Source organism: Micrococcus sp. EWR3.9.1, from assembly GCF_052615555.1.
In genome coordinates, this window is record NZ_JBQXFD010000026.1 from 1 (window position 1) to 11572 (window position 11572).

12 protein-coding genes are annotated in these 11572 nt (G+C 70.9%); 5 read left to right on the plus strand and 7 right to left on the minus strand.

The genetic code is table 11. The features are described 5' to 3' along the window. The 6 genes from cmtR (ACUJ8O_RS10970) to ACUJ8O_RS10995 form a co-directional block, all read right to left on the minus strand. A partial coding sequence (gene cmtR / locus ACUJ8O_RS10970) for a Cd(II)/Pb(II)-sensing metalloregulatory transcriptional regulator CmtR (protein WP_148042418.1) occupies window positions 1-300 on the minus strand: 300 nt, incomplete at its 3' end. Between the two features lie 199 nt (window positions 301-499). Further along, window positions 500-1408, minus strand: coding sequence for a cation diffusion facilitator family transporter (locus ACUJ8O_RS10975; RefSeq protein WP_078025634.1), 909 nt, complete (start codon window positions 1406-1408; stop codon window positions 500-502). Window positions 1409-1443: 35 nt separating this feature from the next. After that, complete coding sequence (locus ACUJ8O_RS10980; protein ID WP_036334883.1) at window positions 1444-1830, minus strand: ArsR/SmtB family transcription factor; 387 nt, start codon at window positions 1828-1830, stop codon at window positions 1444-1446. A gap of 55 nt (window positions 1831-1885) precedes the next feature. After that, window positions 1886-2548 carry a vitamin K epoxide reductase family protein gene (locus ACUJ8O_RS10985; protein ID WP_002856944.1) on the minus strand — a complete coding sequence of 221 codons (663 nt, stop codon included), beginning with the start codon at window positions 2546-2548 and terminating at the stop codon, window positions 1886-1888. Window positions 2549-2589: 41 nt separating this feature from the next. Next, window positions 2590-3336: a DsbA family protein gene (locus tag ACUJ8O_RS10990; protein ID WP_002856942.1), complete on the minus strand. Its 747-nt coding sequence runs from the start codon at window positions 3334-3336 to the stop codon at window positions 2590-2592. A gap of 48 nt (window positions 3337-3384) precedes the next feature. Continuing rightward, entirely contained in the window at window positions 3385-4134 is a 750-nt protein-coding gene (locus ACUJ8O_RS10995; RefSeq protein ID WP_002856941.1) for a cytochrome c biogenesis CcdA family protein, read from the minus strand. A 153-nt stretch (window positions 4135-4287) separates the two neighbouring features. Here ACUJ8O_RS10995 and cmtR (ACUJ8O_RS11000) point away from each other — a divergent pair, with 153 nt between their 5' ends. The 4 genes from cmtR (ACUJ8O_RS11000) (at window position 4288) to ACUJ8O_RS11015 (ending at window position 8702) form a co-directional block, all read left to right on the plus strand. Then, window positions 4288-4650 carry a Cd(II)/Pb(II)-sensing metalloregulatory transcriptional regulator CmtR gene (cmtR, locus tag ACUJ8O_RS11000; RefSeq protein WP_002856933.1) on the plus strand — a complete coding sequence of 121 codons (363 nt, stop codon included), beginning with the start codon at window positions 4288-4290 and terminating at the stop codon, window positions 4648-4650. Beyond that, a complete protein-coding gene (locus ACUJ8O_RS11005; RefSeq protein ID WP_002856926.1) occupies window positions 4647-6596 on the plus strand; it encodes a heavy metal translocating P-type ATPase in 1950 nt (649 codons plus the stop codon). The genes cmtR (ACUJ8O_RS11000) and ACUJ8O_RS11005 overlap by 4 nt, the downstream gene beginning before the upstream one ends. Before the next feature lie 181 nt (window positions 6597-6777). After that, on the plus strand, window positions 6778-7251 hold the full coding sequence (locus ACUJ8O_RS11010) for a signal peptidase II (RefSeq protein WP_233263255.1): 474 nt from the start codon (window positions 6778-6780) through the stop codon (window positions 7249-7251). Window positions 7252-7487: 236 nt separating this feature from the next. Next, a complete protein-coding gene (locus tag ACUJ8O_RS11015) occupies window positions 7488-8702 on the plus strand; it encodes a cytochrome P450 (RefSeq protein WP_158183611.1) in 1215 nt (404 codons plus the stop codon). A 375-nt stretch (window positions 8703-9077) separates the two neighbouring features. On the opposite strand, the gene ACUJ8O_RS11020 is transcribed toward ACUJ8O_RS11015, so the two are convergent. Further along, on the minus strand, window positions 9078-10445 hold the full coding sequence (locus tag ACUJ8O_RS11020) for a coenzyme F390 synthetase (RefSeq protein ID WP_002854330.1): 1368 nt from the start codon (window positions 10443-10445) through the stop codon (window positions 9078-9080). Window positions 10446-10715: 270 nt separating this feature from the next. Between ACUJ8O_RS11020 and ACUJ8O_RS11025 the strand changes: the two genes are divergently transcribed. Continuing rightward, window positions 10716-11297: a class I SAM-dependent methyltransferase gene (locus tag ACUJ8O_RS11025; protein ID WP_036334220.1), complete on the plus strand. Its 582-nt coding sequence runs from the start codon at window positions 10716-10718 to the stop codon at window positions 11295-11297. Window positions 11298-11572 lie beyond the last annotated feature (275 nt).

Below are 11572 nucleotides of genomic sequence, written 5' to 3' on the forward strand. Positions count from 1 at the left end.
GGCGTCTTCGTCCACTGCCAGGGTGGCATCGACCAGTGCCGTCAGCGCCTGCGCCAGGTGCGAATCGGCGATCTCATATCGTGTCCGACGACCCTCGGGCTCGGAGACGACGATCCCGCAATCGCGCAGGCATGCCAGGTGGTTGGACACGTTCGGGCGTGTCAGGTCCAGATCTCGGGCCAGCTCCGCCGGGTAAGCGGGATGGTCGAGCAGGGTCAAGATGATCCGGGATCGAGTGGGGTCGGCCAGTGCACGACCCAGGCGGTTCATCACGTCGAGACGCGAAGCAATAGTCATCATGGACTGAACTATACAACGCGCACTGAATACTCGGTCACAGGCGTCAGCCCAGATCGCATGCCCGTAAGGGGATCCAGGACCGGGCCCCGAAGGCGGCGGCCAGCCCGGCCAGGTACAGGGCCAGGGCGAGGGCGGCGGTGGTGGCGGTCATGCGGGTCCCCTCGGGATCGTGCGCTGTGCTCCCCGACCCCGACGGGGGTCAGTGGTGGGTGGGGTGTTCGTGATGGGCGTGGGCGGCGGGTTCGAGTTGGAAGGTGGAGTGGTCGACCCCGACGTCGAAGTGCTCGGCGACGCAGTGCTGGAGCTGGTCCAGGATCTGAGGGGCGTGCCCGTCGTGGAAGCAGGAGTCCTCCACGACGATGTGGGCGCTGAGCACGGGCACCCCGGTGGCGATCTGGGAGGCGTGCAGGTCGTGCACGGACACCACGTGCGGCAGCGCCTGGAGGTGAGTCCGCACTTCGGCCAGATCCAGGCCTCGGGGGGTGGATTCGAGCAGGATCCGGGTGGTCTCGCCCAGGATCTTCAGGGTGCGCGGGACGATGAGCACGGCGATGAGCATCCCGGCCACGGCATCGGCCCGGGTCCAGCCGGTGGCGGCGATGACCAGGGCGCTGGCGATCACCGCGACCGAGCCCAGCGCGTCGTTGAGGACCTCCAGGAACGCGGCGCGCATGTTCAGGTTGGCCCCGCGGCCGGAGCCGAGCACGGCCAGCGAGGCGAGGTTGCCGACCAGGCCCAGGATCCCGAAGGCCAGCAGGGGCCCGGAGGCGACCTCGGGTGGGGCGAACAGGCGCTGCAGGCCCTCGATGAAGGCGTAGGTGCCCACGGCCAGCAGGACCGCGGCCTGGGCCAGGGCGGCCAGCACCTCGGCCCGCAGGAACCCCCAGGTGCGCCGGGTGGTGGGCGGGCGGGCCATCAGGGTGGCCGCCAGCAGGGCCATCAACAGCCCGCCGGCGTCGGTGAGCATGTGCGCGGCGTCCACCAGCAGGGCCAGGCTGCCGGTGAGCACCGCGCCGACCACCTCGGCCAGCAGCACCGCCGTGGTGATGCCGAAGGCGATCGCCAGCCGCCCGCGGTGCCCCGTCGGGGCATGGTGGTGGGATCCCATGACCGGGACCTCCTTTCCGGGGGAAGCGGTAGGCGTCAGTGCCCGGCGTCGTGCGGGAGGGCGCCGGTCGCAGCGGGGCCGGAGTGCGGGCAGAGCTCGACGGCGTGCCCGGTGACCGTCAGCAGCCGTTCGGCGGCGGCCAACACCTCCAGCAGCTCGGGTTCGGCGGCCAGGGAGTACAGCGAGGCCCGGCCCACCGGCCGGGAGGACACCAGTCCGCAGCCGGTCAGGCAGGCCAGGTGCGCGCTGACCGTGGACTGGGCCAGCCCGAGGTGCTCGGTCAGCTCGCGCACCTTGTGCTCCCCGGTGGCCAGGTGGCGCAGGATCGCCAGCCGGGTGGGGTCGGAGAACCCGTGGAACAGGGCCGCGGCCGGCCCCAGGCCCGCCGTCGGGGACACCCCCGGCTCTTTAATCATCGTCATGTGACGATGATAGCGCCTGTTGTCGATAGTGACGAGGTGGTGCCCCCGGGCGCGGTCAGAGGCCGGTGAAGGCGGGCAGGAACTGGACGAAGACGGAGCCGGCGACGGCGACGTAGGCGACGGCGATGAGGGTCCCGGCCCAGCCGGTCGCGAACCGGACCACCCCGGGCGGGGCGGGGATCACGCCGTGGGCCAGGTTGCGGGCGGTGAGCAGGATGAACAGCGGGATCATGGCCGCCCAGACGATCATGCAGTACAGGCACAGGATGTAGATCTCGTACAGGGCCTGGAACCACAGCCAGGCCACGAACCCCATCCCCAGGGTGACCCCGGCCTGCAACCCGGCCCAGTACCCGCGGCCGGGCCGGGCCCCGGAGAGCACCACCATCGCGGTGGCGATCACCACGGCGAAGGCCACGATCCCGATCAGCGGGTTCGGGAAGCCGAACAGCTCGGACTGCCAGGTGCCCATCACCCGCCCGCAGGACACCCACGGGTTGATGTCACAGCTGGTGGTGTGACCGGGGTTCTCGTACAGGGCCAGGCGCTCGAGGACCAGGATCGCCGAGGCGACCCAGCCGACCACCCCGGTGACCAGCAGCACCACACCGAACGGGCGGTGCCGGGCAGCCACCGGCATCCCCGCCTCCTCGGAGGCCGGCCCGGTGTCGACCCGGTGCTCGATGGGATGGTCCGTGGGGATCGTGGGGGTGGTCATGGGCGATTCGGCGCCGGGGGCAGGCGTGCGCACGGGGCGGCTCAGTTGCTCGCGGCCGCGTCGACCTCGGCGCGGAACTGCTCGAGCGTGTTCAGCGTGAGCACCTGCCCGTCCAGGAAGAAGGTCGGGGTGCCCTGCACGCCCAGGGCGACCCCGTCGGCCACGTCGGCCTCGATGCGGGCGCGGGTGGCCGGGTCGGCCACCGCCTTGTCGTAGGCGGTCATGTCCAGGCCCAGGTCCTCGGCGTAGCCGCGGAACACCGGGCTGCGGTCCTGACCGGTGTGGCTCCACTGCTCCTGGGTGTCGAACATCTTCTGGTACATCGCCTCGTACGCCCCCTGCTGGGCGGCGGCCTCCACGGCCACGGCCGCGGTCATCGAGTTCGGGTGCCCCGGCAGCGGGAAGTACCGGTGCACGAAGGTCACCGTGTCGGCGTACTCGGCACGCAGTTCCTCCACGACCGGGTGGGCGGCCTTGCAGCCCTCGCACTCGAAGTCCAGGAACTCCACCAGCACGGCCTTCTCGTTCGGGGCCTGGGAGAGCACCCGGCTGTCGGGGCGCACCACCGGTGCGGCCTCCGAGGCCGCGGTCTGGCCGGTCCCGGAAGACGCGGCCTGGCCGGCCTGCGCCGGGGCAGCCTCCGGGGTGGACGGGGCCCGGGCGGCGAAAAAGGCCACCACCCCGGCCAGCACCAGGGCAGCCAGCACGACCCAGACGATGATCTTGGCCCGGCGCTGCCGGTTCGGGGCGGAGGCGGCCTTGGCCGGGGTGGGGTCGGTGGAAGTCACGATCGGTCCAATCCGTGGGGTCGGGAGTCAGGGGCAGGGCAGGGAGGGTTAGACGGGGGTGGTGAAGGTGCCGGCGAGGTTCTGCAGCTGGTAGATCCACAGGGTCCAGATCCCGGTGACCATCAGGACCCCGACCAGCACCAGCAGGATCCCGCCGATGATATTAAAGGCCCGGATGTGGCGGCGGACGAAGCCCAGGGTGCGGGTGACCCAGTCCAGGCCCATCGCCACCAGGACGAAGGGGATCCCCAGCCCGAGGCAGTAGAGGAAACCCAGCAGGGCCCCGCGCCAGGGGTCCCCGGTGGTGGTGCTCAACGCCAGCACGGCACTGAGGGTGGGCCCCATGCACGGAGTCCACCCCAGGCCGAAGACCACTCCGAGCAGCGGGGCCCCGACGATCCCGGTCTTGGGTTGGAAGGACATCCGCCGGGTGTTCTGCAAGAAGGGCAGCCAGCCAATGAGGACCAGGCCCATCAGGACCACGAACACCCCCAGGGCCCGGATCAGCGCGTCCTGCCATTGCAGCAGCCACCCGCCGATCACCCCGAAGGCGGCCCCGTAGAAAGTGAAGACCGCGGCGAAGCCCAGGATGAACAGTCCCACCCCAGTCATCACCCGGCGCCGATTGTCCGCCCGCCGCGGGTCGGCCAGCCCGGAGACATAGCCCAGGTAGCCGGGCACCAGTGGAAGGATGCACGGGGAGAGGAAGGACACCAGTCCGGCGATCGCGGCGAGCGGCATCGCGACCAGCAGCGCCCCGGACTGGACCATCTCGGCGAAGAACCCACCCAGACTCATGCCCGCCCTCCCCGACCCCGGTAGGGGCGATACGGGCAGGCGCGGCGGCAACGGGCAGTCACGGAGAGTCCTCACAGGGTCAACGGGTCGGGGCCAGCCGGTCCGGGCGAAACCCCCGCAAGACACTACAGCACAGGCTGTATAGTTCACCGTATGCTGACGATTGCGACACGGTTAGACGTGATGAACCGGCTGGGTCGGGCGATGGCCGACCCCACCCGGTCCCGTATCCTGCTGAACCTGCTGGAGGGCCCCGGGTACCCGGCCGAACTGGCCCAGGCCCTGGGGCTGACCCGATCGAACGTGTCCAACCACCTGGCTTGCCTGCGGGACTGCGGGATCGTGGCCGCCGAACACCAGGGCCGCCGCACCCGGTACGCGATCGTCGATGCGCACCTGGCCCGGGCGCTGAGCGCCCTGCTCGAGGTGACCCTCGCCGTGGATGCCTCCGCCCCCTGCCTGGACCCGGGCTGCCCGGTGCCCGGGTGCTGCGACACGGGGCAGGTGGCCTCATGAGTTCGGCCTGCGGCTGCGAGGCCCCGACCCCCGGTGCACCCGAGGAGCCCGAAGAGCACCGGCCGTGGTGGCGGGATGCGGCCATCCTGCTCCCGGTGCTCTCCGGGGTGGCGTTTATCGCCGGGCTGGTCCTGGAATGGTCGGGGGCCGGTTTGGTGGCCACGGTGGTGTTCTGGGTCGGGCTGGTGCTGGGCGCCTGGACCTTCGTGCCCGGGGCGCTGCGCGGGCTGTTCACCCGGGGCCGGCTCGGGATCGGGCTGCTGATGACGATCAGCGCCATCGGCGCGGTGATCCTGGGCTACATCGAGGAGGCCGCCGCCCTGGCGTTCTTGTACTCCATCGCCGAGGCCCTGGAAGACAAGGCCATGGACCGGGCCCGGGCCGGGCTGCGCGCCCTGCTCAAGCTCGTGCCCGAGACCGCGACCATCCGCCAGGGTGGGGCCACGGTGCAGGTCGAGGCCAAGGACCTGCATCCCGGGCAGGTGCTCGTGGTCCGGCCCGGGGAACGCATCGCCACCGACGGGATCGTGCGTACCGGGCGCAGTTCCCTGGACACCTCGGCGATCACCGGGGAGTCCATCCCGGTCGAGGTCGGCCCGGGAGACACCGTCTCGGCCGGGTCGATCAACACCTCCGGGGCCCTGGAGATCGACGCGACCGCCGCCGGCACCGACAACTCCCTGACCACTATCGTGCACCTGGTCGAACAGGCCCAGACCGAGAAGGGCGCCCGGGCCCGCCTGGCCGACCGGATCGCGAAGCCCCTGGTGCCCGGGGTGCTCGTCCTGGCCGTGCTGGTCGCGGCCCTGGGGTCCCTGTTCGGGGACCCGGAACTGTGGATCACCCGCGCCCTGGTGGTGCTGGTGGCCGCCTCCCCCTGCGCCTTGGCCATCGCGGTCCCGGTCACGGTGGTCTCCGCGATCGGCGCGGCCAGCCGGTTCGGGGTCGTCATCAAGTCCGGGGCCGCCTTCGAGCGCCTCGGCGGGATCCGCCACCTGGCCGTGGACAAGACCGGGACCCTGACCCGCAACCAGCCCACCGTCACCGCCGTGCTCACCACCCCCGGCCTCACCGAGGATCAGGTGCTGGGCTGGGCCGCCGCGCTGGAACAGCACAGCACCCACCCGCTGGCCGCGGCCATCATCGCCGCCGCCCCCGACGCACCCGGGGCCAAGGCCGTCACCGAGACCGCCGGGCACGGCATCACCGGCCGTATCGACGGGGCCACGATCACGGTCGGCAGCCCCCGCTGGCTCGACCCCGGGCCCCTGGCCGCCCAGGTCCAGCAGCTGGAGGACCAGGGCATGACCGTGGTCATCATCCACCGCGACGGGACGGTCGCCGGAGCGATCGGGGTCCGTGACGAACTGCGCCCCGAGGTCCCCGCCGTCGTGACCACCCTGACCGGCCAGGGCATCGGCCTGACGATGCTCACCGGGGACAACGCCCGCACCGCCCGGGCGATCGCTGCCCAGGCCGGCATCGGCGACGTTCGCGCCGAGCTGCGCCCCGAGGACAAGGCCGCCGCCGTCGGTCAGCTGACCGGCACCCGGCCCACCGCGATGATCGGGGACGGCATCAACGACGCCCCCGCCCTGGCCGCCGCCGAGGTCGGCATCGCCATGGGCGCCACCGGCTCGGACGCGGCCATCGAGTCCGCGGACGTGGCCTTCACCGGTCACGATCTGCGCCTGATCCCCCAGGCCTTGGCCCACGCCCGCCGCGGCCGGGCCATCATGAACCAGAACATCGTCCTGTCGCTGCTGATCATCGGAGTGCTGCTGCCGTTGGCCATCACCGGCATGCTCGGCCTGGCCGCCGTGGTCCTGGTGCACGAGGTCGCCGAGGTCATCGTCATCGGCAACGGCCTGCGTGCGGCCACCACCCGACGCACCGCCCTGGCATCCCTCACCGACCGGCAGGCCCAACGCTCCACCGTGGGATGAGCTCCCACCGTGCCTGCGGGGTAGATGCTCCGCAGGCACGGTGAGACCCGGCCTGCCCGCGCCGTCCGGTACCTTCCAGTGACTGCGTAGGTCGTGCGGAGGTCGGTCAATCCACTGAGGCGCCGGGAAACGGGCGCATCGCGAAAGGACACGAATGAACCATCGGCGCAGGTACCCCCTGGTGCTCTTGACCATTGCGATCGGGGCCGGCGTAGTGGTCCTGGACCAGGTGACCAAGTGGTGGGCGGAGAACAGCCTGTCCACGGGTGAGCGAGTCCCGGTCTTGGGTGACCTGCTCGGGCTTCAGTTGGCCTACAACCCCGGGGCGGCGTTCTCGTTGGGGGCCACCTCGACCTGGATCTTCACCGTCATCTCGGCGGTGGCGGTCGCCGCGGCGATCTGGTTCTCCCTCCGGGTCCGCACCGTGTCCTGGGCCCTTCTGGTCGGGTGCCTCGGCGGCGCGGTGACCTCCCACCTGGGCGACCGGCTCCTGCGCCCCCCGTCGTTCGGGCAAGGCCACGTGGTGGACTTCCTCGCATACGGGAACTGGTTCATCGGCAACGTCGCGGACATCTTCATCGTCGGCGGCGCAGCGGCCGCGGTCCTGCTGACCGCCACGAGCCCCGACCGGGACACCGCCGACACCCCGCAGTAAACGCCACCCGGACAACCCTGCCGCCTGCAGTGGCTGCAACCCCACGGCGCCAGCCCGCCGGCACCGGACGAGAGAACACGCTGGTCTTGGCGGGGGTGAGGCCGGTGTGACAGGTTGGTGGCATGCCTGGTGCGACGCCGATCGGCGATGAAGCAGAAGTGCCGACCCTGGGAGCGGTAGACCATCTCCGCGTTCTGACCCGGGTGCTCCTGGGCCCGGTGGTCAAGGGGCCGATCGTGCGCAGACCGGCAGCCGTCGGCCTGGCCGAACGCCTCGATGCCGATGCCGCCGGCGTCGCCGAAATGCAGCGCCTACGGTCCCGCTACGGCGCCGGCCCGGTCCAGCTGCGGATCCCCGGCCGCCGGATCGCGCTACTGCTGGATCCCGCTGATGTGCGCCGTGTTCTCAACGACAGCCCCACCCCCTTCTCGCCGGCCACGCTAGAAAAGCGCGGGGCGCTGAACCACTTCGAGCCGGCCGGCTCCCTCGTCTCGACCCCGCAGCAACGGCTCTCACGCCGACCGTTCAACGAGCAGATCCTAGAAACCCCGCGCCCCGTCCACAGTCATGCCGAGGCGATGAAGGCTGTCATCACCGAAGAGGTCTCCACGCTGGGCGGCCACGTGGACTTCACCGGCACCCTGGACTGGGAGTCCTTCGCGGTGATGTGGGCGCGCATGGTCCGGCGCATCGTGCTCGGCGCCAGCGCCCGCGACGACGACCAGGTCACCGACGACCTGCGCCGGTTGCGCGCCCGCGGCAACTTCTCCTACCTCATGCCGCAGAACCGCCGCCTGCGCGAGCGGTTCCTGCGCCGACTGCAGCACTACATCGAACTGGCCGAGCCCGGCAGTCTGGCCGCCCTGGTCGCGCAGACCCCGGCCCCCGACGAGGCCGTCCCCCACCAGCAGGTCCCGCAGTGGCTCTTCGCCTTCGACGCCGAGGCCTGGGCCACATTCCGGGCCCTGGCCCTGCTCACCAATCATCCAGGCGCCACCGGGACGGCACGCTCGGAGGTGGCCCACGCTCCCGATCTGCCGTTCCTGCGCGCCACCGTGCTGGAGTCCCTGCGGCTGTGGCCCACCACCCCCCTGATCCTGCGCGATAGCACCGCGACGACGCACTGGCGCAACGGGACCCTGCCGCCGGACACCGCGCTGGTCATCTACGCCCCGTTCTTCCACCGCGACGACCAGACCCTGCCCCAAGCCCACCGCTTCAGCCCCGAGCTGTGGCTTCAGGAGCGCGATGACAATGCCTGGCCGCTGGTGCCCTTCAGTGCCGGCCCCGGCATGTGCCCGGGCCGCAACGTGGTGCTGCTGACCTCGTCCCTGGTGCTGGGTGAATTGCTGCGCCAACACGACTTCACGGCCCAGGAACCGCTGGACACCGGCCAGCTGCCCGGCACGCTGAGCCCGTTCTCCTCGCACTTCACCGTGCGCCACGACTGAACTGGCACGTCGTCGAATCCCACCGCCCAGTGCCGGCGCCTGTGGTTCTTCGTCGGGCTTCAGTTCATCCCGTGAGAAGAACAAGGGCCGGCAGATCCGCTGCGGCGATCTGCCCGACCAGCGCCATCGAGTCGCGCGCCGCGGGTTCCTCCCGGCGGCGGGCCGACACGACGGGTCACCCGGCGGGAACCGGCACCGGCCGCCTTTGCGTTCCCCCTTCACCGACCGCAGGCCCGGCCGCCGGGGAAATACGCAGAGTGGACACCACCTCGTACCCCATGAGAGCGGCCGCCTCCAGGTCGGATTCGGCGGGGTGACCAGGGCGGGGTGTGCACGGGCTGCGCAGTTGCCAACGGCTTCGACAGTTACGGCCGGTCACGGAAGCGGGATGACCGCGCGGAACTTGCCACCCGGTGTGGGCTGTGGCGGCCCGTCGCCGCGGGCCACGGTGACGTGGCCGAGCCCGTGGTCCACCAGCAGGCGCCGGATCTCGGTGTGCACCGCTTGCCAGAGGCGTTCCGGGTCGGTTCCGGCCGAGAACTGCATCCGGACCTCGAGGTGTGTGGGGGCGGTGTGCACCAGTTGGACCAGCTCCACGCCGGGAACGCGGTCGACCCAGGCGGTCACGGTCAATGACGTGAGCACCACCGGCTCGCCGGCGGGAGTGTGGAAGGTGAGCAGGTCGGCGGTGCGGCCCCGCACCCGGATGGCGGGCAGCGGGTCCCCACACGGACAGGGATCGGGCCGGACGAAGACGGCGTCGCCGAGGTCGTAGCGCAGGATCGGCTGGACCTTGTTGGCGAGGTTGCTGAGCAAGGTGGTGTGCGAGGGTTGGCCGGGTGGGACCGGGCGGTGATCGGCGTCGACCGATTCCAGAAGCACCCAGTCGCTGTTGACGTGGAGCCACCCGTGCTGGCAGCTGTAGGTGAGGAAGGGGCACTCGGTGGCGGCGTAGCCCTGGCGGACCTTGGCGTTGAACGTCGCGGCGATCCTGTCGTACTCCCCCTCCGGCAGGGCCTCGGCGGAGAGCACGACCAGAGCCGGGTTGATGTGCAGACGGCCGGCGCGCTGCTCGGCGGCCAGTAGCGCGCCCATCGTGGCGTATGGGGCGAGGATGGCCGGGCGGAAGTCGTTGAGCCCGGCGACCAGCTGCGCCATGGGGGTGTGCACGCCGAACACCCCGATCCGGTCGCTGCCCCACCGGTTCTTGCGCAGCGCGGCGGCCGCGGCGGCGGAGGCGTAGTGGCCCCCGGTGGCGTTGACCATGGCGATGCGCCCGCCGCGGGCGAGCATCCGGAGCACATCGGCGGGAGTGAGCCACGTACCGAGTAACCGCGCCAACAGGGCGGTGGTCACCGCGAGGGACCGCTCGTCCCACAGGAAGATGCCCCGGGTGCCCGTGGTTCCGGAGGTGGTTCCCACCGTGTAGCGGCCGAGGAACTTCTCGCCCACCAGGGCAGGGTCCTCGACGAACGCCCGCGCGGCGGACAGGGTGACGGCCCGATCGGTCACCCAGTCATCGAAGTGGCGCATCAGCTCGGCCTTGCCCGTGACCGGCAACAGCACCGGATCCGTGAGCTGCTCGGGTAGGTGCTGGTAGAGCCGGCGATAGAAGGGCGACCGGGCACGGGCGAAGGAGACCATCTCGACAAGGCGCTCGTGCCGGCGCCGGTCGAGCCCCGCCCTGCCCTGGCGGTGGGCGGCGCGAGCATCGCACAGCAACCACAGGCGGCTTTCCGTCATGAACACTCCTTAGCGCTTTCATCAGCGGGACTCCGGTACGGGATCGCCGACCTCAGCCCCGCAGTCCGCGACCAGCGCGGGGAGGTCCAGAGTGAGCGCGAGGACGGCACACCACCAAGCGCGCCCGGCGGACCCCACCGCCACGGACGAAGGCGTTCCCAGCATGGCCTGTCCCCAACGCACCTGGCGGTCCTGGCCTTCCCCCCGATGGGGAGGCCGGATAGTGTCGGGGGCCCCGGCCCTGCAGATCGCCCATGCTGGAGATTGCCCATGCCCAAGATGTCCGGAATCGAAACGGCATTCTGCCGCAGTGCCCTCTGGGGACGTTTCGCCCGCGACATCATCGTGCCCTGGAGCCTTGGAGGGCAAGACCTCGGCGGCGACGTGCTCGAGCTTGGTGCTGGCAGCGGCCAGATGGCAGCAGCCCTGCTGCAGCGGTCCCCGGGGATGCGATTGACGCTGACCGACATCGATGAACGCATGGTCGCCACGGCACGCAGACGCTTCCCGACAAGCCCACGCCTGACGGTACAGCAGGCGGATTCCACGGCCCTTCCCTTCGCGGAATCTTCGTTCGACGTTGTGCTCAGCTTCCTGATGCTGCATCACGTGGTGAACTGGAAGGCGGCGGTAGCGGAAGCCGCTCGGGTGCTCAAGCCAGGGGGCATGCTGATCGGCTATGACCTGACGGCCTCCCCAACCGCCACATTGCTTCACCTGGTCGATCGATCACCTCACCAGCTCGTGGCCCCTGCCGACCTGGCTGCCACCGCGCGACATGTAGGCCTCGACGTCTCCATCCGTACCGGTTGGGCCGGCCACGTCATGCGATTCCTCGCACACAAGCACTAACCCCTACCGAGACTCGACAAGGCCAGCGGCGCCGCTTGGTGCCGAAGTCCAGGGAACACCCCTGCGACACCGGGTTGACGAACCTGGACTTCCTCGGGCCGGGCTTCTGCGCCATGGCCGCGGCGCTCGGTCCGCGGCCGAGCGTTCAGCGCTGCGGCCGGTCCGGATCCGCCTCCCGGCAGGGCTGGGCCTCACCGGTATGGTTCGCCGCTGCCCTACCCGGGGAGGCCGGCGTAGGAGTGCAGGCCCGGGAAGTAGATGTTGACGATGGTGAA

Bases quoted from the DNA above. Each gene is read 5' to 3' on its own strand.
- ACUJ8O_RS11020 (WP_002854330.1), bottom strand. From the start codon at position 10,445: ATGACGGAAAGCCGCCTGTGGTTGCTGTGCGATGCTCGCGCCGCCCAC.
- ACUJ8O_RS11025 (WP_036334220.1), top strand. From the start codon at position 10,716: ATGCCCAAGATGTCCGGAATCGAAACGGCATTCTGCCGCAGTGCCCTC.
- ACUJ8O_RS10995 (WP_002856941.1), bottom strand. From the start codon at position 4,134: ATGAGTCTGGGTGGGTTCTTCGCCGAGATGGTCCAGTCCGGGGCGCTG.
- ACUJ8O_RS10980 (WP_036334883.1), bottom strand. From the start codon at position 1,830: ATGACGATGATTAAAGAGCCGGGGGTGTCCCCGACGGCGGGCCTGGGG.
- ACUJ8O_RS10975 (WP_078025634.1), bottom strand. From the start codon at position 1,408: ATGGGATCCCACCACCATGCCCCGACGGGGCACCGCGGGCGGCTGGCG.
- ACUJ8O_RS10985 (WP_002856944.1), bottom strand. From the start codon at position 2,548: ATGACCACCCCCACGATCCCCACGGACCATCCCATCGAGCACCGGGTC.
- cmtR (WP_002856933.1), top strand. From the start codon at position 4,288: ATGCTGACGATTGCGACACGGTTAGACGTGATGAACCGGCTGGGTCGG.
- ACUJ8O_RS11005 (WP_002856926.1), top strand. From the start codon at position 4,647: ATGAGTTCGGCCTGCGGCTGCGAGGCCCCGACCCCCGGTGCACCCGAG.